Raw genomic sequence first — 23464 nt, forward strand, 5'->3', positions numbered from 1 at the left:
GTCCAATTTCTGCAAGCGGCGCGCTGCAGGCGCCGCCGAGGTTCGCCGACGCGCATGCGCCTGTCCACCATCAAGCTGTCCGGCTTCAAGTCCTTCGTCGATCCGACCACGCTGCACCTGCCGACCAACCTCACGGGTATCGTCGGTCCGAACGGATGCGGCAAGTCCAACATCATCGACGCCATCCGCTGGGTGATGGGCGAGAACGCAGCCAGCCGCCTGCGCGGCGACTCCCTGGCGGACGTGATCTTCTCCGGCAGCGCGGGCCGCAAGCCGGTGTCGCAGGCCAGCGTCGAGCTGATCTTCGACAACAGCGACCATGCCATCGCCGGCGAATATGCGGCGTTCAACGAGATTTCGGTCAAGCGCACGGTGAGCCGCGACGGCCAGAGCGCTTATTACCTCAATGGCGCGAAGTGTCGCCGGCGCGACATCACCGATCTGTTTCTCGGCACCGGTCTGGGGCCGCGCAGCTACTCGATCATCGAGCAGGGCATGATCACCCAGGTAATCGACGCCAAGCCGGAGGAATTGCGCGTCTATCTCGAGGAGGCAGCCGGCATCTCCAAGTACAAGGAGCGCCGCAGGGAGACCGAGACCCGCATCCGCCATACCCGCGAGAACCTCGACCGCCTCAACGACCTGCGCGAGGAAGTCGGCAAGCAGTTGCAGCATCTGGCCCGGCAGGCGCGCCAGGCGGAGCAATACACCGCGATCCAGGCCGAGCGCAAGGTCAAGGATGCGCAGTGGCGGGCGCTGGAGTTCCGCGCGCTGGATGCCCAGCTGCAGGCCCTGCGTGAGCAGCTGGCGCGCGAGGAAACCCGGCTGGAACAGCTGGTCGCCGAGCAGCGGCATGCCGAGAGCGAACTGGAGGCCGGGCGCGAGCGCCGCGAATCCGCCAGCGCGGCGCTGAACGCTGCGCAGGCCGAGGTCTACAAGGTTGGCGGCGTGCTGGCGCGGGTCGAGCAGCAGATCGCCCACCAGCGCGAGCTGGGCCAGCGCCTGCAGCGCGCGCGCGACGAGGCGCAGGCGGCGCTGGCGGAACTGGGGGGCCACATCAGCGGCGACGAGCAGAAGCTGGAGGCGCTGCGCGCCGCAGTGGACGAGGCGCAGCCGCGGCTGGAGGCCCTGCAGGACGAGGACATCCAGCGCCAGGACGCGCTGCGCGAGGTGGAGGCGCGGCTGGCCGAATGGCAGCAGCGCTGGGACGCCTACAGCCGCGACCAGGCCGACGCCGCGCGCGCCGGCGAGGTGGAGCGCATCCGCATCGAGCAGCTCGACCGCCAGATCCTGGACGCCGACCGCCGCCGTCAGCAGCTGCGCGACGAGCGCGCCGGGCTCGACCTCGACGCGCTGGCAGAGACTTTCGAGCAGCTGCAGCTGCAGCACGAAACCCAGAAGGAATCGCTGGAAACGCTGACGGCCGAGGTCGAGGCGCGCAAACAGGCCAGCGCCGACGTGCAGGAGCGCCAGCGCCAGGTCCAGGCCGAGCTGGCCGAATTGCGCAAGCAGGCGCAGGCCGCGCGCGGCCGGCTGGCGTCGCTGGAGACCCTGCAGGCGGCTGCGCTGGGGCAGGAACAGGGCGCCGCGCGCCAGTGGCTGCAGGCGCAGGGCCTGCTGGATGCCGCGCGCGTGGGCGAGCGCCTGCGGGTGGAGGCGGGCTGGGAGAACGCGGTCGAGGCCGCGCTGGGCCAGCTGATCGAAGCGGTGCTGGTGGACGCGCCGGAACAGCTGGTGGACGCGCTCGGCGAGCTTGGCGAGGGCCGGCTGGCGCTGGTGGCGGCCGCGGACGATGCCAGCACCTATCCGGCCACCTCGCTGGCGGCCAGGGTGCAGGGCCCGCGCGCGATCCGGCGCCTGCTGGCGCGCCTGCACGCCGCCGATACCCTGGCGGAGGCGCGCGCGCTGCAGGCCACCCTGGGCGAGGGCGAATCGGTCATCACCCGCGGCGGCGAGCGCCTCGGCGCCGGCTGGGTGCGGATCGCACGTTCCGGCGCCGCCACCCAGGGCGCGCTGCTGCGCGAGAAGGAACTGCAGGCGCTGCGCGCGGCGATCGTGCAGCACCAGCAGCGCGAGCAGGCGCTGGAAGCGCAGTCGGCCGAACTGCGCCAGGCGCACCTCGTCGCCGAGCAGCAGCGCGAGGACGCGCAGCGCCAGCTCTACATGGCCCACCGCGGCGTGTCGGAACTGGCCGGCCAGCTGCAGGGCCAGCAGGGCCGGCTGGACGGCGCGCGCACCCGGATCGCCCGGATCGACACCGAGCTGGCGCAGATCGAGGAGGCGCTGGAAGCCAACAAGGAACAGGCGGCGCAAGCGCGCATCCGCATCGAGGATGCGCTGGGGCGCATGGGCAACCTCGAGTCCACCCGTCAGACCCTCGAGAACGAACGCCGCTACCTCACCGACAAGCGCGAAGCCGCGCGCACCGCCGCCCGCGAGGCGCGCGAGGCCGCGCATGCGCTGGCGCTGGCGCTGGAATCGCAGCGGGTGCAGATGGTCGCGCTGGCGCAGGCGCTGGAGCGCATGGGCGGCCAGCGCGGCCAGCTGGATGCCCGCCTGGGCGAGCTGGCCGCGCAGCTGGCCGAGGGCGATGCCCCGGTGCAGGCGCTGGAGGCCGAGCGCCAGTCCGCGCTGGAGGAGCGCGTGCGCGTGGAGCGCGCGCTGGCGCAGGCGCGCTCGCAGCTGGAAGGCATCGATGCCGAGCTGCGCCAGCACGAGCAGGTACGCCAGCAGCGCGACGCGCAGGCGCTGGCGCAGCGCGAGGCGATTTCCCAGCACCGGCTGGAGCAGCAGGCCCTGCTGCTGAAGGCCGAGCAGTTCACCGCCGCGATCGCCGAAGCCGGCTTCGAACTGCAGGACCTGGTCAACGCGCTGCCCGAGGACGCCGCCGCGGCGCAGTGGGAGCGCGCGGTGGCCGAACTGGACGCGCGCCTGCGGCGGCTGGAGCCGGTCAACCTCGCCGCGATCGCCGAGCACGCCGAGGCCGCCCAGCGCAAGGAATACCTGGACGCGCAGGACGCCGACCTCAGCGCCGCGCTGGAGACCCTGGAGGAGGCGATCCGCAAGATCGACCGCGAGACCCGCGGACGCTTCAAGGACACCTACGACCGCGTCAACAGCAATTTCCAGGAGCTCTATCCGCGCCTGTTCGGCGGCGGCCACGCCTACCTGGAGCTGACCGGCGACGACCTGCTGGATGCCGGCGTCACCATCATGGCGCGCCCGCCCGGCAAGCGGGTGTCCAGCATCTCGCTGCTGTCCGGCGGTGAAAAGGCGATGACCGCGGTGGCGCTGGTGTTCGCGATCTTCCGCCTGAATCCGGCGCCGTTCTGCCTGCTGGACGAGGTGGACGCGCCGCTGGACGAGGCCAACGTCGGCCGCTACACCGCGCTGGTCACCGAAATGAGCGAACAGGTACAGTTCCTGATCGTGACCCACAACAAGGTGACGATGGAGGCGGCCCGCCAGCTTTCCGGCGTCACCATGCGCGAGCCGGGCGTGTCGCGCCTGGTCTCGGTGGATCTGGCCGAAGCCGCCCGCCTGGCGGGCGCCGATTGATGCCGGCGGTGGCCGGCGGTGTGATCCTGGTTCTGGAGGACGCGGAATGTCGGACATGACCCTGCTGCGGATCGGCATCGCGGTGGCGATGTCGCTGCTGCTCGGCGCGATCATCTACTTCGGGCGCAGCCGCAACGGCGGGCAGGGCCGGCGCCTGCCGCGCCCGCCGCGCGAGCCCGGCCGCGGCGAGCCGGCGGCGAGCGCCGGTGACGGCGCCGGCGATCGCGGCTGGGACGATGCCGCGGTGGCGCAGGAGGAGCTGCCGCTTTCCGCGCCCGAGCGGCAGCTGCCGGGCAAACGCAACAGCGACCAGTTCGACCGCATCCTCACCCTGTACGTGGCGGCCAAGGCCGACTGCAAGCTGCGCGGCCCCGACATCGTGGTGGCGGCGGAAAAGGCCGGCCTCACCTTCGGCTACATGGACGTGTTCCACCGCCTGGTGGACGGCCGCCCGGAGCTGGGGCCGATCTTCAGCGTGGCCAATATCATCAAACCCGGCAGTTTCGACATGGCCGGCATCGCTGAGCTGGAAACCCCGGCGATCGCCTTCTTCCTGACCCTGCCGGCGCCGGTGCCGGCGCTGGATGCGTGGGAAACCATGGAGCCGGCGGCGCAGCGCATGGCCGACCTGCTGGACGGGGTGGTGCTGGACGAGGAGCGCAACGCGCTTGGCCGCCAGCGCATCCAGCACATCCGTGAGGAGCTGCGCGCCTACGACCGCCAGAACGCCGCGCCGCCGCTGGGCAAGTCCACCCGCTGGTGATCGGCGCATCCGGCGCGCCGCCCGGGGCTTGGGGCGGGCAGCCGGGCAGGCGACAATCGCCGGCATGAACGACACCGCCGCCCGCATCGCCGATCTCCGCCAGCGCATCGAGGACGCCAACCGGCGCTACCACGCGCTGGACGATCCCGACATCACCGACGCCGAATACGACGCGCTGGTGCGCGAGCTGGAAGCGCTGGAGCGCGCGCACCCCGAGCTGGCGGCGCCGGATTCCCCCACCCGGCGGGTCGGCGCGGCGCCCTCGGGGCGGTTCGCGCCGGTGGTGCACGCGGTGCCGATGCTGTCGCTGGGCAATGCCTTCAGCGACGCCGAGGTGGCCGATTTCGTGCGCCGCATCCAGGAGCGGCTGGAGCGCGAGGACCTGGTGTTCTCGGCCGAGCCCAAGCTCGACGGGCTGGCGATCAACCTGCGCTACGAGGACGGGCTGTTCGTGCAGGGCGCCACCCGCGGCGACGGCGCCACCGGCGAGGATGTCACCGCCAACCTGCGCACGATTTCCGTCATCCCGCAGCGGCTGCAGGGCGCGGGCTGGCCGCGGGTACTGGACGTGCGCGGCGAGGTGTACATGGCGCGCGCCGACTTCGAACGCTGGAACGAACACGCACGCCTGCACGGCGGCAAGGTGCTGGCCAACCCGCGCAACGGTGCGGCCGGCTCGCTGCGCCAGCAGGACCCGGCGGTGACCGCGCAGCGGCCGCTGAGCTTCTATGCCTACGGCATCGGCCAGGTCGAGGGCGGCGCGCTGCCGGACACCCATTCGGCCACCCTGGCGCGGCTGCGCGAGTGGGGGCTGCCGGTCAGCGACCTTGCCACCGTCGTGCACGGCGTGGACGGGCTGCTGGGCTACTACCGCCGCATCGGTGCGGCCCGCGACGGCCTGCCGTTCGATATCGACGGCGTGGTGTACAAGCTCGACGACTACGCCGGCCAGCGCGAGATGGGTTTCGTCGCGCGCGCGCCGCGCTGGGCGATCGCGCACAAGTTCCCGGCACAGGAGCAGCCCACCGTGGTGGAGTCGATCGAGGTCAGCGTCGGCCGCACCGGTGCGGTGACTCCGTGGGCGCTGATGCGTCCGGTGCAGGTGGGGGGCGTCACCGTCACCCGCGCCACGTTGCACAACGCCGACCATGTGGCGCGGCTGGACGTGCGCGCGGGCGACACCGTGATCGTGCGGCGCGCCGGCGACGTCATCCCGGAAGTGGTGCAGGTGGAGCTGGCGCGGCGTCCGCCCGGCACCGTCCGCTGGCAGATGCCGATTCACTGCCCGGTCTGCGGCGCGGAGCTGGTGCGCGAGGAAGGGCGCCGCGGTGTGGCGCTGCTCCGGCGAACTGAGCTGCCCGGCGCAGCGGGTGCAGGCGGTGTTCCATTTCGCCTCGCGGCGGGCGATGGACATCGACGGGCTGGGCGAGCGCTACATCGAATCGCTGGTGGACTTCGGCTACCTGCGCGACGTTTCCGACCTCTACCGGCTGACGCTGCACGACCTGCTGGAGATGAAGCGGCGCGCCGATGAGCGCGATGGCACCGTGCCGGAGACAGTCAAGGCCGGCAAGGTCGCCAGCAAATGGGCCGAGAACCTGATCACGGCGATCGACCGCAGCCGCGCCACCACCCTGGCGCGGTTCCTGTACGCGCTGGGCATTCCGCAGGTCGGCGAGAGCACCGCCAAGGCGCTGGCGCAGTGGTTCGGCGATCTGGCGCTGATCCGCCACCTGCCGTGGCCGCTGCTCAAGCGCGTGCCGGACGTGGGCGGCGAGGTGGCGCGTTCGATCGGGCATTTCTTCGACCAGCCCGGCAACCAGCAGGTGATCGACCGCCTGCTTGCGTGCGGCGTGCGCATCCGCGACACGCACGCCCCCGACCCGCGCCTGCGCGACGGACTGGATCTGGCGACGCTGCTGGTGGATCTGGAGATCCCGAAGGTCACCGCGATCCGCGCCGCCCAGCTGGGCGCGGCGTTCGCCGATCCGCAGGCGCTGCTGGACGCACCGGTGCACATGCTGGTCACCGCTGGGCTGCCGGCCGAGACCGCCGAGGCGCTTGCCGCGTGGCTGGAGGTGGAGGCCAATGCCGCCCTGCTGCTGCGCAGCGCGCAGGCGCAGGCGGAGCTGCGTGCGCGCCTGCCCGCGCAGGCGACGGCGGCCGCCGGCCCGCTGCAGGGGCAGACCGTGGTGCTGACCGGCACGCTGGCCGCGATGGGTCGCGAGGCAGCTCAAGGAACAGCTCGAAGCGCTGGGCGCCAAGGTCGCCGGCAGCGTGTCGAAGAAGACCAGCTTCGTGGTGGCCGGGGCCGAAGCTGGCTCCAAGCTGGCCAGGGCAGAGGAACTGGGCGTGCCGATCTGGGACGAGGCCCGGCTGCTGGCCTTTCTGGCGGAGCACGCATGAGCGGAGCCGACGGCTTCGACTGGCGCCCGACCGCAAGCATGGACGCCTTGCGCCTGCGCGCCGCCTTCAACCGGCTGGCGCGCGGGTTCTTCCACGCCCGCGACGTGCTGGAAATCGAAACGCCAGTGCTATCCCGCGCTGGCAACACCGAGCCGAACATCGCCTCGTTCGCGCTGGCGTTCTCCGGGCGCACCGACGGCGCGCCGCGCACGCGCTGGCTGCGCACCTCGCCCGAGTTCGCGCTCAAGCGCCTGCTGGCGGCCGGCATCGGCGACTGCTACGAGCTCGGACGGGTGTTCCGCGACGGCGAAGCCGGCACTCGCCACAATCCCGAGTTCACCCTGCTCGAGTGGTACCGCGTTGGCTGGAATCACATGCAGCTGCTCGATGAAACCGTGGCGCTGGTGCGTGAGGCGCTGGCGCTGGTGGAGCGCACCGCAACCCTGCGGGTGACCACGTTCCGCGACCTCTACCGCGACCGCCTGGGGCTCGACCCGCTGCTGGACGATGTCGAGATGCTGCGCAATGCGCTGGGCGGCGTGGCCATCGCGCCCGACGGCCTGACCCGCGACGACTGGCTGGACCTGCTGATGACCCACCGCCTGCAGCCGGCATTCGATACCGACACCCTGCTGGCGGTGCACGACTGGCCCGCCTCGCAGGCGGCGCTGGCGCGCATCCGCGCAGGCGATCCGCCGGTGGCCGAACGCTTCGAGCTGTACCTGGGGCCGCTGGAACTGGCCAATGGCTACCACGAACTGCTGGATGCCGGCGAGCAGCGCGCCCGCTTCGAACGCGACGGCCGCGTGCGCGCGGCGCGCGGACTGCCGGCGGTGCCGCTGGACGCGGCGCTGGTCGAGGCGCTGGAACACGGGCTGCCGGCCTGCGCGGGAGTGGCGCTGGGCGTGGACCGGCTGCTGATGGCGCTGCTCGGGACCGACCGCATTGCCGACGTGCTGGCCTTCGATTTCGCCCGGGCATGAGCCTCGGCGCCGGCGGGTGCCCATCGCTGAATGGCATCGCTGAATGGCCTGTGTCCGCGCCGGCGCGCCGCGCGGGATTTTCGGGAAGGGTTAATTCCGCGCCGCTAGAGTCGAGGGCGAGGATCGTGCCCGTCCCGGGCCGAGGGAGAGGAGAGGCGAACCATGCGCAGCACCCTGATCGCAACCGGCCTGGCCCTGCTGGGCAGTGCCGCCGCCGCGCCCGCCGCGGCCCAGTACTACGGCGACGGCTACCGTGACGGCTACCGCGGCGACTATCGCGACGGCGAGATCGTGCGCTGCGAATCCAACGACGGGCGCACCCGCGAATGCCCGATCCGCGGTGGGCGCGTGGTGCTGGAGCGCCAGCTTTCGCGCGGGGCCTGTATCGAGGGCGTGAACTGGGGCTACGGCCGTAACGGGATCTGGGTGTCGCAGGGCTGCCGCGCCGAGTTCCGGGTGCTGGGCTGGGCCCGGCCGGGCGGCCCGGGCTACGGCGGGATCGTCCGTTGCGAATCGGATGATGGCCGCTACCAGCGCTGCGCACTGCCCGACCGCGGGCGCGCCCAGCTGGTGCGCCAGCTCTCGCGCGCGGCCTGCATCGAGGGGCGCAGCTGGGGGTCGGATTACGGCAGCGTGTGGGTCGCACAGGGCTGCCGGGCGGAGTTCACCACCACCCGCGGCCGCGCGCGCGGCTGGAGCGACTACGGCCAGGGCATTGGCGGGCGGGTGTTCCGCTGCGAATCGGAGGACGGCCGCTACACCGAATGCGCCGCCAATACCCGCGCCGGGGTGCAACTGGTGCGCCAGCTCTCGCGCGCGGCCTGCATCGAGGGCCGCACCTGGGGCTATGGCCGCGCCGGCATCTGGGTGGCGCAGGGCTGCCGTGCGGAGTTCCGCAGCGACTGAGCAAGGCGGTGGGGCAGGGGGCGTGGTTAAATGCGCGGATGACCGATGCCGCCCTCGCCCTTGCCGATCTCGACTTCGACCGCTACGACCACGTCCGCCCGATCCGCTGGACCGGCGAAGCGCTGGAGCTGCTGGACCAGCGCGTGCTGCCGTTCACGGTGGTGCACGAGTCCTGCCGCAGCAGCGACGAGGTGGCCGCCGCCATCCACGCGCTGGTGGTGCGCGGGGCCCCGGCGATCGGGATCGCCGCGGCCTGGGGCGTGGTGCTGGCCGCGCGCGGTATCGAGGCGACGCATGCGCAGGCCGCGCTGCACCAGCTGGAGCCGGCCCTGCAGCGCCTGAACGCGGCGCGGCCGACCGCGGTCAATCTGATGTGGGCGCTGGCGCGCATGCGCCGCGCGCTGGCGACGGCCGATGGCGATTGGCGCGCCGCGCTGGAGCGCGAGGCACAGGCGATCGAACGCGAGGACCTGGCCGCCAACCGTCGCATGGGGGCGCTCGGCGCCGCCCTGGTCGCGCCCGCCAGCGGCGTGCTGACCCACTGCAATACCGGCTCGCTGGCCACCGCCGGCTTCGGCACCGCGCTCGGCGTGATCCGCGCCGGCGTCGCCGCCGGCCGCGTCGCGCGCGTGTTCGCCACCGAAACCCGCCCCTGGAACCAGGGCGCGCGCCTGACCGTGTGGGAGCTGATGCAGGACGGGATCGACGCCACCCTGATCGCCGATTCCGCCGCCGCGCACCTGATGAAGACCGGGCAGGTGCAGTGGGTGGTGGTCGGCGCCGATCGCATCTGCGCCAACGGTGACACCGCCAACAAGATCGGCACCTACCAGCTGGCGATCGCCGCGAAGCACCATGGGGTGAAGGTGATGGTGGTGGCGCCGTCCTCGACCGTGGACATGGCAACCGCGGCGGGCGATGCGATCGAGATCGAAGAGCGCGATCCGGCCGAGCTGCTCAGCGCCCGCGGCAAGCGCGCGGTGGCCGAGGGCGTGCGCGCCTGGAACCCGGTATTCGATGTCACCCCGCATGCCCTGATCGACGCCATCGTCACCGAGCGCGGTGTGGTCGAGCGGCCCGATGCGGTGCGCATGCGCGCGCTGTTCGGCTGATCCAGGCGGCTGCGCGCAAAGCGCCCGGAGCAGGCCGCGATTCTCCGCGCAAGCGATTGATTTTCCCGGCGAAATCCGGGTGCTTTGGGTGCCTTCGGATGGTACAATCCGACGTTCGCCCGATCCCCGCCTGATGCCCGCGCGGACGCCGCTTCCGCAGGCCTTGCGCGGGCCCGCAATCCCGCCCCAGAACCGCGACAGGACACACACGCACGATGGCCGATCTCGCCAAGGAAATCATCCCCGTCAAGCTGGAAGACGAGCTGCGGCGCAGCTACCTCGATTACGCCATGAGCGTGATCGTGGGGCGCGCGCTGCCGGACGTGCGGGATGGCCTCAAGCCGGTGCACCGGCGCGTGCTGCATGCGATGAACGAGCTCGGCGCGCACAGCAACAAGCCGTATTACAAATCGGCGCGCATCGTCGGCGACGTCATCGGTAAGTACCATCCACACGGCGACAGCGCGGTGTACGACACCCTGGTGCGCATGGCGCAGCCGTTCTCGCTGCGCTACCTGCTGGTGGACGGGCAGGGCAACTTCGGCTCGATCGACGGAGACTCCGCCGCGGCGATGCGCTATACCGAGGCGCGCATGTCGCGTCTGGCGCACGAGCTGCTGGCCGACATCGACAAGGACACGGTCGATTTCCAGCCCAACTACGACGAGAAGGAGCTCGAACCCACGGTCATGCCGACCCGGGTGCCGAACCTGCTGGTCAACGGGTCGGCCGGCATCGCCGTCGGCATGGCGACCAATATCCCGCCGCACAACCTGGGCGAAGTGGTGGACGCCACCATCGCGCTGATCGACGACCCGGGCATCGACATCGACGGCCTGATGGACTACATCCCGGGCCCGGATTTCCCCACCGCCGGCATCATCAACGGCGTCGGCGGCATCCATGTCGCCTACCGCACCGGCAAGGGCCGCGTGCGTATGCGCGCCAAGGCCGAGATCGAGGTGGCCGACAACGGCCGCGAGTCGATCATCGTCACCGAGATCCCCTACCAGGTGAACAAGGCGCGCCTGATCGAGAAGATCGCCGAGCTGGTCAAGGAGAAGAAGCTCGAAGGCATCAGCGAGCTGCGCGACGAGTCCGACAAGGACGGCATGCGCATCTACATCGAGGTCAAGCGCGGCGAGTCGGCCGAGGTCGTGCTCAACAACCTGTACGCGCAGACCCAGATGGAGTCGGTGTTCGGCATCAACATGGTGGCGCTGGTCGATGGCCGCCCGCAGCTGCTGAACCTCAAGCAGATCCTCGAGGCCTTCGTGCGCCACCGCCGCGAGGTGGTGACCCGCCGCACCATCTTCGAGCTGCGCAAGGCGCGCGCCCGCGCCCACATCCTGGAAGGCCTGACCGTCGCGCTGGCGAACATCGATGCGATGATCGAGCTGATCAAGACCTCGGAGAACCCGCAGGTCGCCAAGGAGCGCATGCTGGCGCGCACCTGGCAGCCGGGCCTGGTCGGCAGCCTGCTGGCCGCCGCGGGCGCGGAGGCCTCGCGCCCGGAGGATCTGCCGGCCGGCGTGGGCCTGTTGGCGGAGGGCTACCAGCTCACCGAGACGCAGGCCCAGCAGATCCTGGAAATGCGCCTGCACCGCCTGACCGGGCTGGAGCAGGAGAAGCTCACCGACGAATACCGCCAGCTGCTGGAGGAGATCGCCGGGCTGATCCGCATCCTCGAGAACCCGGACGTGCTGCTGGAGGTGATCCGCGAGGAGCTGCGCGCGCTCAAGGCCGAGTTCGGTGATCCGCGCCGCAGCGAGATCCGCGCCTCCGAGGAAGACCTCGACATCCTCGACCTGATCGCGCCCGAGGACGTGGTGGTGACCCTCTCGCACGCCGGCTACGCCAAGCGCCAGCCGGCCACCGCCTACCGCGCGCAGAGGCGCGGTGGCAAGGCCGCAACGCGGCGGCGACCAAGGACGAGGACTTCATCGACCAGCTGTGGCTGGTGAACACCCACGACACCCTGCTCACCTTCACCAGCTCAGGGCCGCGTGTTCTGGCTGCCGGTGTACCAGCTGCCGGAAGCCGGCCCCAATGCGCGCGGCCGCCCGATCATCAACTGGATCCCGCTGGAGGACGGCGAGAAGGTGCAGGCGGTGCTGCCGGTGCGCGAGTACGAGGATGGCAAGTACGTGTTCTTCGCCACCCGCAACGGTACGGTGAAGAAGACCCCGCTGACCGAATATGCGTTCCGGCTTGCGCGCGGCAAGATCGCCATCAACCTGGCCGAGGGCGACGCGCTGGTGAACGCGGAACTGTCCGACGGCACCCGCGACATCATGCTGTTCGCCAGCAACGGCAAGGCCGTGCGCTTCGGTGGCGACAGCGTGCGCCCGATGGGCCGCACCGCCACCGGCGTGCGCGGCATGAAGCTGGCCGAGGGCGAGCAGGTGGTGAGCCTGATCGTGGTGGACGGCGAGGGCGACATCCTCACCGCCAGCCAGAACGGCTACGGCAAGCGCACCGCGCTCACCGAATTCCCGAAGAAGGGCCGCGGCACCCAGGGCGTGATCGCGATGAAGACCAGCACGCGTAATGGCGCCCTGGTCGGCGCGATCCAGCTCTCCGACCACCACGACGTGCTCTTGATCTCCGACGGCGGCACCCTGGTGCGCACGCGCGCGGCCGAGATCTCGCAGGTTGGGCGCAATACCCAGGGCGTCACCCTGATGCGCCTGGCCGAAGGCGAGACCCTGCAGGCGATCGAGCGCCTGGATGCCAGCCTCGACGGGGACGCCGACACGGATGCCGGCGGCGAGGCGGCCGCCGACTGACCCGGCCGATGTGCGGCTGGCCTGCGCGCGTGCGCCGCCGTGCTCAGTCCGGCAGGTGGGCCAGCACGTGCTCGGCCGAGGACACCCGGTATTCGCCGGGGGCTTCCACCCACAGGCCCTTGACGATGCCGTTCTCGGCGTACAGCGCGAAGCGCTTGCTGCGTATGCCCATGCCGTAGCCGCTGGCGTCCATCTCCAGCCCCAGCGCGCGGGTGAAGTCGGCATTGCCGTCGGCCAGCAGCTGGATCTCGGCCGGGACGTGGTAGGCATTGCCCCAGGCCTGCATCACGAAGGCATCGTTCACCGCCATGCAGGCCAGGCCGATCCCGCGCGCGCGGAATGCGTCGGCATGCGCGATGAAGCTCGGCAGGTGGCGTTCGGAGCAGGTGGGGGTGAATGCCCCGGGCACCGAGAACAGCACCAGCTTGCGATGGTCGAACAGGGTCGGGGTGTCGAGCTTGTGCACCCCGCTGGCGTCGATGAACTGCAGCACCGCCTCCGGGATGCGGTCGCCGATCTGGATGGGCATGGTGCGATCTCCTGCGGCTGAAAAAAACCCTGACTGCCCGCGCCTGCCGGCGCGCGCGCCTCTTGACGGGCGCAAGCGGGATTCCCATCTACCGGCACGCGGCGATGGTGCGCCGCCACCAGCAGGAGGACGACATGAACCCGATCACTCATACCCACGATTCGCGTTTCGCGCAAGCCTCGCGTCGCCAGGCCGCGCCGGCCGACGACCTGCGCCAGCTGTTCGAACGGTTCTTCCAGATGGGCGATCTGTCCGACGGTTCGTCGGTGGTCACCAGCCAGTGGACGCCGCGGGTGGACATCCGCGAGGAGGACGGCCGCTTCGTGATCCTGGCCGACCTGCCGGGGATCGACCCGGACGACGTCGAGATCATGATGGACAAGGGCATCCTGTCGATCAAAGGCGAGCGCAAGAGCGAGGCCGAGCAGCAAAGCGAGCGCTACAGCCGGATCGAGCGCCGCTACGGCATGTTCCACCGCCGCTTCGCGCTGCCTGACAGCGCCGACCCGGAGGCGGTCACCGCGCGCGGCTACAACGGCGTGCTGGAGATCAGCATTCCCAAGCGCCCGGAGACCACCCCGCGCCGGATCCACGTCGGCAAGGGCGAGGGCCGCGTCTCCTGACGCACTTCCCGCGTGCGCGCCGCGGTGCAGTGCCGCGGCGCGCAGGTCTGCACGCTGCGCAGGGACGCTTGCGACTAGACTACGGCCCGCGCCAGGTGCGGGCCGGGTCGTTTGACGGCGGCCTTGCGCGCAGCCGGCGCCGGCGCGATCGTGGGCCGGCGCGATCGGATCAACGGGAAGCAGCTCAGGCATGCAATTCAAGGACTATTACGCCATCCTCGGGGTGGAACCCAGCGCCGGCGAGGCGGAGATCAAGACCGCCTACCGCCGGCTGGCGCGCAAGTACCACCCGGATGTGAGCAAGGAAAAGGGTGCCGAGGAGAAGTTCAAGGCGGTCAACGAGGCCTACGAGGCGCTGCGTGATCCGCAGAAGCGGGCGGCCTACGACCAGCTGCGCGCCGGCGGCTATCGGCCGGGCGACGAGATCCGGCCGCCGCCGGGCGGGTTCCACCGCGGCCCGGGCGGGCAGCCGGACTTCGATTTCGAGGAGATCTTCGCCGGCGGTGGCGCCGGCGGCGGATTCTCCGACTTCTTCGAGAACCTGTTCGGTCGCGGTGGCCCCGGCGGGCGTGGCGGGCGTGCCGGGGCGGCTCCGGCCGGGGATACCCGCGCCAAGCTGGCGGTGCCGCTGAAGGCGGTGTACGAGGGCAGCAGCGTGCGCGTGACCGTCAACGGCAAGACCCTGGACGTGCGCATCCCCAAGGGCGTGCGCCCGGGCCAGGTGATCCGGCTCGGCAAGCAGGGCCGCGGCGGGCGCGACCTGCTGCTGGAAATCGAATACGCCGCCGACCCGCAGTTCGAGGTCGATGGCCGCAACATCCTCTACACCCTGCCGGTGGCGCCGTGGGAAGCTGCGCTGGGGGCTACGCTCAGCGTGCCGACGCTGGGCGGACAGGTAGAACTGAAGATCCCGGCGGATTCCGAGTCCGGGCGCAAGCTGCGCCTGCGCGGGCGCGGCCTGCCGGGCAGTGGCAATGCGCCGGCCGGTGACCAGATCGTGGAGCTGGAGATCCTGGCGCCGAAGGCGCATACCGAGGCCCAGCGCAAGGCCTACGCCAGGATGCGCGACGCCTTCGGGGACGACTGGCGGCGCAGCTGAGGCCTGCGCCCGGTGCGGTGCCTGCCGGCGTCAGGCGGTCCCGCCGCCCAGGTACTGGCCGATCATCGCGGCCAGCTCGGATTCGCTGAACGGCTTGGTGATGTAGGCCTTGGCGCCCTGGCGCATGCCCCACACGCGGTCGGTGTCCTGGTCCTTGGTGGTCACCAGGATCACCGGGATGTGCCGGGTGGTGGGCTCGCGGGTGATCGAACGGGTGGCCTGGAAGCCGTTGAGGTTGGGCATCACCACATCCATCAGGATCAGGTCGGGCAGCTCGCGCTTGGCGGCCTCCACCCCGGCGGCGCCGTCCTCGGCGGTCAGCGCCTCGTGGCCGAGCTTCTCCACGATGCGGCGGATGCTCATCAGCTGGGAGGGCGAATCATCGACGATCAGGATGCGTGCCATGGACAATCCCCGGGGTTTCTTCGTCGATTGTAGCGACCGTCCGGCCGCCTGCAAGCCGCCTATGACTGGCCTGCGACGCGCACCACGGTACGCCCCAGCGAACCGCCGGCCAGCATGCCGGCGAACACCTCCGGCAGGGCGTCCAGACCGACCTCGCGGGTGCAGATCGCGTCCAGCGCGTCCGGTTTCCAGTCACTGGCCAGGCGCCGCCACACCTCGTCGCGGATGGCGCGCGCGGTGCCGGCCGAGGCCACGCCCAGCAGCGACACGCCGCGGATGATGAAGGGCATCACCGTGGCGTGCAGCTCCGGCGAGGCCGCCAGCCCGCAGCTGGCCACGTTGCCGTAAGGCGCGGTTTGCGCCAGCAGGCTGGCCAGCATCGGCCCGCCCACGTTGTCGAGGCCGCCGCCGAAACGCGCCGACTCCATGGGCCGGGTGGTGGACAGCGCGTCGCGCCCCAGCACGGCGCTGGCGCCCAGGGATGTCAGGTAGTCGGCATGCTCCGGTTTGCCGCTGATCGCATGCACCGTAAAGCCGGCTTTGCGGAAGATCGCGATCGCCAGCGAACCCACGCCGCCAGTGGCGCCGGTGACCGCCAGCGGCCCCAGATCCGGCGTCTGCCGGTTCTCGACCATGCGCAGCAGCGCCAGCGCGGCGGTGAAGCCGGCGGTGCCGAGGATCATCGCCTCGCGCAGGGTCAGCCCCGTCGGCAGCGGGATCACCCAGCGCGCATCCAGCCGCGCGTAGTCGGCATAGCCGCCATCGCGGGTTTCCGACAGGCTGCTGCCGGTCACCAGCACCGCATCGCCTTCCCTGAAGGCGGGGTCGGTGGAGGCGACCACGTGGCCGGCGACGTCGATCCCGCCGACCAGTGGGAAGCTGCGCAGGATCTTGCCCTGGCCGGTGCCGGCCAAGGCGTCTTTGTAATTGACCGAGGAATAGGCGGTGCGGATGACGACCTCGCCGGGGTTGAGGTCGTCGAGCGCGATGGTTTCAAGGCCGCTGCGATAGCCGCCCTGGCCATCGTCGCCGTGGATGCGGAAGGCGCGGAAATGGGGCGGGATGCTCATACGTCCTCCGGGGTGAGCTTCAGCTGCGAACGGCGCTTCTCGTCCAGCCACTTGTCGGCGCGGGCCGGCACGTAGGCGTGCATCCACGTCAGCAAGGCGTCGATATCGCTGCCGTACCACATGTCGGCGCGCTGCTCCGGATGCAGAAAGCGCTCGCGCACCATGGTATCCAGCATCGCCATCAGCGGCTGCCAGAAGCCGTTCACGTCGAGGAAGGCGCAGGGCTTCTTGCCCAGGCCCAGCTGGCGCCAGGTCAGCATCTCGAACATCTCGTCCAGCGTGCCGAAGCCGCCGGGCAGGGCGACGAAGCCGTCGGCCAGTTCGAACATGCGCGCCTTGCGGGTGTGCATGGAGTCGACCACCTCCAGCCGGGTCAGGCCGGTGTGCGCCACTTCCCAATCGACCAGTTGCTGCGGAATCACCCCGACCACCTCGCCGCCGCCGGCCAGCACCGCATCGGCCAGCGTGCCCATCAACCCGACGTTGCCGCCGCCGTACACCAGCGCGATGCCGTCGCGCGCCAGGCGCGCACCGAGGGCGCGGGCCAGCCCGGCATAGGCCGGATCTCCGCCGGCGTTGGAACCGCAATAGACGCAGAGGGTCTTCATCCGTGGACCTTGGAATGGGTGAGCAGGAATTGCACCGCGCTCATGCCGGCGAAGGCGGCCAGGGCCGCGAGCAGGAAGCCGAGCCAGACCGGCCAGCCGGCCTTCAGCGCCAGGCTCAGCGCCGGGAAGAACAGCAGGCCGCCGAGCACGAACCAGAAAATCTCCATGGCGAGATTCGCCACCCGCTGCGCATCGCCGGTTTCCGCGTACAGCCAGCCCAGCACCAGCAGCGAGGTGACCGGCAGCGACGCCACCAGCGCCCCCAGCAGGCCGGGGCGCCTGGCCAGGCCGGAGGCGATGAGCACCAGCATCACCGTGATGGCCGTCTTGAGCAGGAACTGCAGCGTCATCGGCGTATCCAGCCTTGAAATGCGAACGGCACCGTGCGGGCGCCGTCCGGGGATGCGGGCGGCCTTCAGGGAAGGTCTGAACAACGCCATCCAGGCGTTGTCAGCCAGCCCTCCATGGCCGGCGGGAACCCCCGAGTTGATCAGAGGTTCCTTAGTTGGCCTTGTGGATCGCCCGCTTGTGTACCGCCATCGCGGCATCGTGCACGGCTTCGCTCAGCGACGGATGGGCGTGGCAGATGCGCGCCAGGTCGTCGGCGCTGCCCTTGAACTCCATCGCCAGTACGCCCTCGTGCACCAGCTCGGAGACGTTGGCGCCGACCAGGTGCATGCCGAGGATGGTGTCGGTCTCGGCATGCGCCAGCACCTTCACGAAGCCCGCCGGTTCGGCCATCGCCACCGCGCGGCCGACCGCCGCGAACGGGAAGCTGCCGGCCTTGTACGGGATGCCCTCGGCCTTCAGCTGCTCCTCGGTCTTGCCGACCCAGGCGATCTCCGGCTCGGTGTAGATCACCCAGGGGATGGTGTCGAAGTTGACGTGGCCCGGCAGGCCGGCGATCAGCTCGGCCACCGCGATGCCTTCCTCGAAGCCCTTGTGCGCCAGCATCGGGCCGCGCACGCAGTCGCCGATCGCCCACACGCCGTCGACCCCGGTATGGCAGTGCGCATCGACCACGATCCGGCCGCGCTCGTCGAGCTGCACGCCGGTGCCCTCGGCCAGCAGGCCCTGGGTGGCGGGGCGACGGCCCACGGCGACCAGCAGCTTGTCTACCACCAGTTCCTGCGCGGCGCCCTTGTCGTCGGTGTAGTGGACGTGCACGCCGTCCTTCTTCACTTCGGTGTTGCTGACCTTGCAGCCCAGCTTGATGTCCAGGCCCTGCTTCTTGAACTCGCGCGCGGCGACCTTGCCGACCTCCGCATCGGCCGCCGCGAGGAAGGTCGGCAGCCCTTCCAGGATCGTGACCTGCGCGCCCAGGCGGTTCCACACGCTGCCCAGCTCCAGGCCGATCACGCCGGCGCCGATCACGCCCAGGCGCTTGGGCACTTTCTCGAGATCCAGCGCGCCGACGTTGTCGATGATGTGCTCGCCGAACCTGGCGAACGGCAGCTCGATGGAGTCGGAGCCCGCGGCGAGGATCACGTTGGTGCCCTTGAGCGCGACTTCGCTGCCGTCGTGCTGTTTCACCTTCACCACGTTGCCCGGCTGCAGCTGGCCGTAGCCGTAGAACGCGGTGATCTTGTTGGCCTTGAACAGCGCCGCGATGCCGCCGGTGAACTGCTTCACGATCGCGTCCTTGCGCGCGATCATCTTCTTCACGTCGATGGCCGGCTTCTCGAAGCTGATGCCGTGCTGGTCGAAGAGGTGGCCCATGTTCCAGAACTGGCGGCTGGAATCGAGCAGCGCCTTGGACGGGATGCAGCCCACGCGCAGGCAGGTGCCGCCCAGCGCCGGCTTGCCGTCCTTGCCCAGCGCGGCGTCGATGCAGGCGGTCTTCAGGCCCAGCTGCGCGGCGCGGATGGCGGCGTGATAGCCAGCGGGGCCGGCACCGATCACGACGACGTCGAATTGCTGTTGTTCGCTCATTGCTAAGGTTCCTTGTCTGCAAGCAGGAAGCCCCGCGGAGCGGGGCTTCGGGCCGGGGTGCTTACATGCCCAGCAGCATGCGGTGCGGGTTCTCGAGCTGGTTCTTGATGTCCACCAGGAACAGCACGGCGTCCTTGCCGTCGATGATGCGGTGGTCGTAGCTCAGCGCGATGTACATCATCGGTGCGGCGACGACCTGGCCGTTCTCGACGATGGCGCGCTCCTTGATCGCGTGCATGCCGAGGATGGCGCTCTGCGGCGGGTTCACGATCGGGGTGGACATCAGCGAGCCGAAGGTGCCGCCGTTGGTGATGGTGAAGGTGCCGCCCTGCAGATCGTCCAGGCCCAGCTTGCCGTCGCGCGCCTTCTTGGCGAAGGTGGCGATGCCCTGCTCGATGTCGGCGAAGCTCATGCGCTCGACGTTGCGCAGCACCGGCGTCACCAGGCCCTTGTCGGTGGCGACCGCGATGCTGATGTCGGCGTAGCCGTGGTAGATGATGTCGTTGCCGTCCACCGAGGCGTTGATGATCGGGTGCTTCTGCAGCGCGTTGGCGGCGGCTTTGGCGAAGAAGCTCATGAAGCCAAGCTTGATGCCGTTGGCCTTCTCGAACTGCTCGCCCAGCTCCTTGCGCATCTGCATGACCTTGGACAGGTTCACCTCGTTGAACGAGGTCAGCATGGCGATGGAGTTCTTGGACTGCATCAGGCGCTCGGCGATGCGGGCGCGCATGCGGGTCATCGGGACGCGTTCCTCCGGGCGCGCGCCGCCGGTCACGCCGGCGGTCTTGCCGCTGGCATAGTTGACGATGTCCTCCTTGGTGACCATGCCGTGGCGGCCGGTACCGGCGACCTCGGCCGGGTCCACGCCGCTGGTGACGGCGGCGAAGCGCGCGCCCGGCGGCAGCGCATCGGCGGCGGGCGCCGCGGCCGTGTTGGCGGGTGCGGCAGCGGCCTTCGGCGCTTCCTTCGCGGCCGGGGCGGCGGCCTTCGGCGCTTCCTTCGCGGCCGGGGCGTCCGCAGTGGTGGTGGCCGCGGCCACGGCGCCTTCCTCGATCACCGCGATCACCTGCTGGCTGGTGACGGTATCGCCCTCCTTGAACTTGATTTCCTTCAGCACGCCGTCCACCGGCGCGGGCACTTCCAGCACGACCTTGTCGGTTTCCAGATCGAGCAGGTTTTCGTCGCGCTTCACCGCGTCGCCGGCTTTCTTGTGCCAGCTGGCGATGGTGGCGTCGGAGACGGATTCGGGGAGAACCGGGACTTTGACTTCGATGGCCATGAGGGCGTCCTGTCGGAAGGCGGGGATGGGTCAGTCGGCGGCGGTGTCGCCGGCGGCGGGGTTGACGAGTGCGTCGGCCAGCAGCTGCGCCAGCTCGGCCATGTGCTCGGCCATGTGGCCGGCGGCGGGCGAGGGCGAGCGCGGACGACCGGCGTAGCTGAGCGATTGCTTCGGCTGCAGGCAGGCGCGCAGGTGGTGCTGGATCTGGTACCACGCGCCCTGGTTCTGCGGCTCTTCCTGGCACCACACGACCTCGGTGGCGGAGGCGAAGCGCTTGAGCTCGGCGGCCAGCTCCGGGCGCGGGAACGGGTACAGCTGCTCCACGCGCACCAGCGCCACGTCCTGGATGCCCTGCTTCTGCGCTTCTTCCAGCAGGTCGTAATAGACCTTGCCGGCGCACACCACCACGCGCCGGACCTTCTTGGCGGTCGCGGTGGTGTCCGGGATCAGGCGCTGGAACTCGCCGTTGGCCAGCTCGTCCAGGGTCGAGACCGCCAGCTTGTGGCGCAGCAGCGACTTCGGCGTCATCACCACCAGCGGCTTGCGCGTGCTCTGGCGCATCTGGCGGCGGATCATGTGGAAGTCCTGGGCCGGCGTGGTCGGCGTGCAGACCACCATGTTGTCCAGCGCGCACAGCTGCAGGAAGCGCTCCAGGCGCGCCGAGCTGTGCTCGGGGCCCTGGCCCTCGTAGCCGTGCGGCAGGTACAGGGCGAGGCCGCACAGGCGATCCCACTTGGCTTCGCCGGCGGCGAGGAACTGGTCGATCACCACCTGCGCGCCGTTGGCGAAATCGCCGAACTGCGCCTCCCAGATGTCCAGGGTCTGCGGGTCGGCGGTGGCGTAGCCGTATTCGAACGCCATTACCGCTTCCTCGCTGAGCAGCGAGTCGATGATGGTGACGTCCTCCGGGTTCTGCGCCAGCTCGCGCAGCGGCAGGTAGTAGGCGTCGGTGTTCTGGTCGTGCAGGATCGCGTGGCGGTGGAAGAAGGTGCCGCGCCCGCAGTCCTGGCCGACCAGGCGCAGGCGGTAGCCTTCGTCGAGCAGGGTGGCGTAGGCCAGGTTCTCGGCGAAGCCCCAGTCGCCCGGCAGCTCGCCGGCCGCCATCTTGCGGCGGTCGTCATAGATCTTGGCCACGCGCGGATGCAGCTTGACCGTGTCGGGCACCGCGTTGATGCGCGCGGCCAGCGCGTCCAGGGTCTTGCGCGGCACCTGGGTCTGCACCGGGTCGGACAGCTTGCCGGCCAGGTAGGGCGTCCAGTCCACGGCCAGCGCGTCCGGCTGGCTGGGGGCGACTTCGGTGGTCAGTTCGCCCGCGTCCAGCTTGTCGCGCAGCGCATCCACCAGCGCCTGCGCCTCGGTGGCCGGCACGCTGCCCTCGGCGTCAAGGCGCGCGGCGTACAGCTCGCGGGTGGTCTTCATCGCGCGGATCTTGCTGTACATCAGCGGCTGGGTGGCGGCCGGCTCGTCGGCCTCGTTGTGGCCGTGGCGGCGGTAGCAGACGAGATCGATCACCACGTCCTTGCCGAAGGCCTGGCGGAAATCGAACGCCAGCTCGGCCACGAAGGCCACCGCCTCCGGGTCGTCGCCATTCACGTGCAGCACCGGGGCGCCGACCATCTTGGCGACATCGGTGCAGTACAGCGTGGAGCGCGCGTCCTCGGCGGCGCTGGTGGTGAAGCCGACCTGGTTGTTGATCACCACGTGCACGGTGCCGCCGACCGCGAAGCCGCGCGCCTGCGACATCTGGAACAGCTCCATCACCACGCCCTGGCCGGCGAACGCGGCGTCGCCGTGCATCAGGATCGGCAGCACCTGCTTGCGCGCCTTGTCGCCGCGGCGATGCTGGCGCGATCGCACGCTGCCGGCCACCACCGGGTCCACGATCTCCAGGTGCGAGGGGTTGAACGCCAGCGCGAGGTGGACCGGGCCGCCCGGGGTGGCAACGTCGCTGGAGAAGCCCATGTGGTACTTCACGTCGCCGGTGTGCGCGTGGTCGCCGGCGCGGGCGTGCTCGAACTTGCCTTCGAATTCGTCGAACAGCTTGCGCGGCGGCTTGCCCAGGGTGTTGACCAGCACGTTCAGGCGGCCGCGGTGGGCCATGCCGATCACGATGTCCTTGACCCCGTTCTGGCCGGCGCGGCGGATGGTGACGTCCAGCAGCGGGATCAGCGATTCGCCGCCCTCCAGCGAGAACCGCTTCTGGCCGACGTATTTGGTGTGCAGGTAGCGCTCCAGCCCTTCCGCGGCGGTCAGGCGTTCGAGGATACGGCGCTTGTCGCCCTGGCTGCGGCCGTAGTTGCCGGCGGCGGCTTCCAGGCGCTCGTACAGCCAGCGGCGCTGGTCGGCGTCGGTGATGTGCATGAACTCGGCGCCGATGCTGCCGGTGTAGGTCGCGCGCAGGCGCGCCAGCAGGTCGCGCAGCTTCATCCGGGCCTGGCCGCCGATGCCGCCGGTGCTGAACTCGGCATCGAGGTCGCGCTCGGACAGGTGGTGGAAGGCCAGCTCGAGGTCCGGCGGGTTCAGCGGCGGGGTCAGGCCCAGCGGATCGAGCTTGGCGCCGAGGTGGCCGCGCGAGCGATAGGCGGTGATCAGGCGGCCGACGTGGCGCTCGCGCTCGTCGCCGGAACCGGTGGCGGTGTCGACCAGCCCGCGCGCGGCCTGGCGGCCGGCCTCCGCGATCTGGTCGATGATCGCCGAATGCGGGATATCGCCGGCCTCGCGCCCCTTCAGGCCGTCGAAATACTGCTTCCACTTCGGATCGACGCTGTCCGGCGCGACCAGGTATTGCTCGTAGAGGTCTTCGATGTACGCGCCGTTGGCGCCGAGTTGCGAGGATTGGGCGAACTGCTTGAGGAGACTGTCCACGGCGTGGCTAGCAACCTGATCGGGTGGGGAAGGGGGACGTGCGGGCCGTGGCAGGTGCCGGGGAACCGCGCGGGCAACACTGAATGCGTACCGCAAAGAATCGAAATTATAGACCCAAGGACGTGCCGGGACACCCGCCGCGAGGTCGGGAGCGGCAGCGAACATGCCTGCGTCAGAGCCCCAGCGCCCGGTATTCAGCCACCGGTCGGGATCGCTCCCAGATTTCCTCGAAGCGCTGCTGCAGCTGGCGGGCGCGGGCGCGGCCGTCCAGACAGGCGCTGCCGGCCACCGCGTCGCCCTGGGCGCGGGCGTAGTAGCCGCCGGCGTCGTTGACGAGCACCGCGCTGCGGTCCTCGCGGTATACCGGGTCGTCCACCTCGCGGAACTGGAACACGCTGGGCAGGCGTTGCGCCAGCTCCAGCAGCATGGCGTGGGCGGCCTGCGGCGCGGCGGCGTCGTGCAGCAGCACGCGCACCTGGACCTCGCGGCCGGAAGTGGCGAAGGCCCGCAGGGCCGCCAGCACCTCGGGATGGTCGA

16 protein-coding genes and 2 pseudogenes are annotated in these 23464 nt (G+C 70.5%); 9 read left to right on the forward strand and 9 right to left on the reverse strand.

The window, feature by feature from the left end:
• Positions 1-54: 54 nt before the first annotated feature.
• The 7 genes and pseudogenes from smc to gyrA all read left to right on the forward strand — a co-directional run bounded on the left by smc (position 55) and on the right by gyrA (position 12517).
• Positions 55-3558: a chromosome segregation protein SMC gene (gene smc, locus LJB71_RS06440; protein ID WP_259303526.1), complete on the forward strand. Its 3504-nt coding sequence runs from the start codon at positions 55-57 to the stop codon at positions 3556-3558.
• Between the two features lie 46 nt (positions 3559-3604).
• A complete protein-coding gene (gene zipA, locus LJB71_RS06445) occupies positions 3605-4321 on the forward strand; it encodes a cell division protein ZipA (protein ID WP_259303527.1) in 717 nt (238 codons plus the stop codon).
• A 64-nt stretch (positions 4322-4385) separates the two neighbouring features.
• Positions 4386-6727 (forward strand): annotated as a pseudogene (gene ligA / locus LJB71_RS06450) (NAD-dependent DNA ligase LigA).
• The gene (gene epmA / locus LJB71_RS06455; RefSeq protein ID WP_259303528.1) at positions 6724-7710 is read left to right on the forward strand and encodes an EF-P lysine aminoacylase EpmA; all 987 of its coding nucleotides are present in this window, start codon (positions 6724-6726) and stop codon (positions 7708-7710) included. The pseudogene ligA and the gene epmA overlap by 4 nt, the downstream one beginning before the upstream one ends.
• 162 nt (positions 7711-7872) lie before the next feature.
• Positions 7873-8616, forward strand: a complete 744-nt coding sequence (locus LJB71_RS06460; RefSeq protein ID WP_259303529.1) for a DUF3011 domain-containing protein — start codon at positions 7873-7875, stop codon at positions 8614-8616.
• Positions 8617-8654: 38 nt separating this feature from the next.
• Positions 8655-9728 (forward strand): S-methyl-5-thioribose-1-phosphate isomerase, encoded by a 1074-nt coding sequence (gene mtnA, locus LJB71_RS06465; protein ID WP_259303530.1) that lies wholly within the window; start codon positions 8655-8657, stop codon positions 9726-9728.
• A gap of 215 nt (positions 9729-9943) precedes the next feature.
• Positions 9944-12517: pseudogene (gyrA, locus tag LJB71_RS06470) on the forward strand (DNA gyrase subunit A).
• Between the two features lie 43 nt (positions 12518-12560).
• Here gyrA and LJB71_RS06475 read toward each other — a convergent pair.
• The gene (locus tag LJB71_RS06475; RefSeq protein WP_259303531.1) at positions 12561-13046 is read right to left on the reverse strand and encodes a peroxiredoxin; all 486 of its coding nucleotides are present in this window, start codon (positions 13044-13046) and stop codon (positions 12561-12563) included.
• A 134-nt stretch (positions 13047-13180) separates the two neighbouring features.
• On the opposite strand from LJB71_RS06475, the gene LJB71_RS06480 reads away from it, so the two are divergent.
• Both LJB71_RS06480 and LJB71_RS06485 read left to right on the forward strand, forming a co-directional pair.
• On the forward strand, positions 13181-13669 hold the full coding sequence (locus LJB71_RS06480) for an Hsp20/alpha crystallin family protein (protein WP_259303532.1): 489 nt from the start codon (positions 13181-13183) through the stop codon (positions 13667-13669).
• A gap of 190 nt (positions 13670-13859) precedes the next feature.
• Positions 13860-14768: a DnaJ C-terminal domain-containing protein gene (locus LJB71_RS06485; protein WP_259303533.1), complete on the forward strand. Its 909-nt coding sequence runs from the start codon at positions 13860-13862 to the stop codon at positions 14766-14768.
• A gap of 30 nt (positions 14769-14798) precedes the next feature.
• On the opposite strand, the gene LJB71_RS06490 is transcribed toward LJB71_RS06485, so the two are convergent.
• From LJB71_RS06490 to LJB71_RS06525, 8 genes are all read right to left on the reverse strand, one after another.
• Positions 14799-15173, reverse strand: coding sequence for a response regulator (locus LJB71_RS06490; RefSeq protein WP_259303534.1), 375 nt, complete (start codon positions 15171-15173; stop codon positions 14799-14801).
• A gap of 59 nt (positions 15174-15232) precedes the next feature.
• Positions 15233-16243 carry a YhdH/YhfP family quinone oxidoreductase gene (locus LJB71_RS06495; RefSeq protein ID WP_259303535.1) on the reverse strand — a complete coding sequence of 337 codons (1011 nt, stop codon included), beginning with the start codon at positions 16241-16243 and terminating at the stop codon, positions 15233-15235.
• Positions 16240-16851, reverse strand: a complete 612-nt coding sequence (locus LJB71_RS06500; protein WP_259303536.1) for a TIGR00730 family Rossman fold protein — start codon at positions 16849-16851, stop codon at positions 16240-16242. The genes LJB71_RS06495 and LJB71_RS06500 overlap by 4 nt, the downstream gene beginning before the upstream one ends.
• Positions 16848-17201 (reverse strand): DUF3147 family protein, encoded by a 354-nt coding sequence (locus LJB71_RS06505; RefSeq protein ID WP_259303537.1) that lies wholly within the window; start codon positions 17199-17201, stop codon positions 16848-16850. Before LJB71_RS06505 ends, LJB71_RS06500 begins: the two co-directional genes overlap by 4 nt.
• 151 nt (positions 17202-17352) lie before the next feature.
• Positions 17353-18783: a dihydrolipoyl dehydrogenase gene (gene lpdA / locus LJB71_RS06510; protein ID WP_259303538.1), complete on the reverse strand. Its 1431-nt coding sequence runs from the start codon at positions 18781-18783 to the stop codon at positions 17353-17355.
• Positions 18784-18844: 61 nt separating this feature from the next.
• Complete coding sequence (gene sucB, locus LJB71_RS06515) at positions 18845-20062, reverse strand: dihydrolipoyllysine-residue succinyltransferase (RefSeq protein WP_259303539.1); 1218 nt, start codon at positions 20060-20062, stop codon at positions 18845-18847.
• 30 nt (positions 20063-20092) lie between these two features.
• On the reverse strand, positions 20093-22927 hold the full coding sequence (locus tag LJB71_RS06520; protein WP_259303540.1) for a 2-oxoglutarate dehydrogenase E1 component: 2835 nt from the start codon (positions 22925-22927) through the stop codon (positions 20093-20095).
• 172 nt (positions 22928-23099) lie between these two features.
• Positions 23100-23450, reverse strand: a complete 351-nt coding sequence (locus LJB71_RS06525; protein WP_259303541.1) for a hypothetical protein — start codon at positions 23448-23450, stop codon at positions 23100-23102.
• Between the last annotated feature and the right edge of the window lie 14 nt (positions 23451-23464).

Origin of the sequence: Thermomonas sp. S9, from assembly GCF_024704365.1 — a bacterium.
Taxonomy (GTDB): Bacteria; Pseudomonadota; Gammaproteobacteria; order Xanthomonadales; family Xanthomonadaceae; genus Thermomonas.

Excerpts from the sequence above, each read along its gene's own strand:
- smc (WP_259303526.1), top strand. The coding sequence starts at position 55 with ATGCGCCTGTCCACCATCAAGCTGTCCGGCTTCAAGTCCTTCGTCGAT.
- zipA (WP_259303527.1), top strand. The coding sequence starts at position 3,605 with ATGTCGGACATGACCCTGCTGCGGATCGGCATCGCGGTGGCGATGTCG.
- epmA (WP_259303528.1), top strand. The coding sequence starts at position 6,724 with ATGAGCGGAGCCGACGGCTTCGACTGGCGCCCGACCGCAAGCATGGAC.
- LJB71_RS06460 (WP_259303529.1), top strand. The coding sequence starts at position 7,873 with ATGCGCAGCACCCTGATCGCAACCGGCCTGGCCCTGCTGGGCAGTGCC.
- mtnA (WP_259303530.1), top strand. The coding sequence starts at position 8,655 with ATGACCGATGCCGCCCTCGCCCTTGCCGATCTCGACTTCGACCGCTAC.
- LJB71_RS06475 (WP_259303531.1), bottom strand. The coding sequence starts at position 13,046 with ATGCCCATCCAGATCGGCGACCGCATCCCGGAGGCGGTGCTGCAGTTC.
- LJB71_RS06480 (WP_259303532.1), top strand. The coding sequence starts at position 13,181 with ATGAACCCGATCACTCATACCCACGATTCGCGTTTCGCGCAAGCCTCG.
- LJB71_RS06485 (WP_259303533.1), top strand. The coding sequence starts at position 13,860 with ATGCAATTCAAGGACTATTACGCCATCCTCGGGGTGGAACCCAGCGCC.
- LJB71_RS06490 (WP_259303534.1), bottom strand. The coding sequence starts at position 15,173 with ATGGCACGCATCCTGATCGTCGATGATTCGCCCTCCCAGCTGATGAGC.
- LJB71_RS06495 (WP_259303535.1), bottom strand. The coding sequence starts at position 16,243 with ATGAGCATCCCGCCCCATTTCCGCGCCTTCCGCATCCACGGCGACGAT.
- LJB71_RS06500 (WP_259303536.1), bottom strand. The coding sequence starts at position 16,851 with ATGAAGACCCTCTGCGTCTATTGCGGTTCCAACGCCGGCGGAGATCCG.
- LJB71_RS06505 (WP_259303537.1), bottom strand. The coding sequence starts at position 17,201 with ATGACGCTGCAGTTCCTGCTCAAGACGGCCATCACGGTGATGCTGGTG.
- lpdA (WP_259303538.1), bottom strand. The coding sequence starts at position 18,783 with ATGAGCGAACAACAGCAATTCGACGTCGTCGTGATCGGTGCCGGCCCC.
- sucB (WP_259303539.1), bottom strand. The coding sequence starts at position 20,062 with ATGGCCATCGAAGTCAAAGTCCCGGTTCTCCCCGAATCCGTCTCCGAC.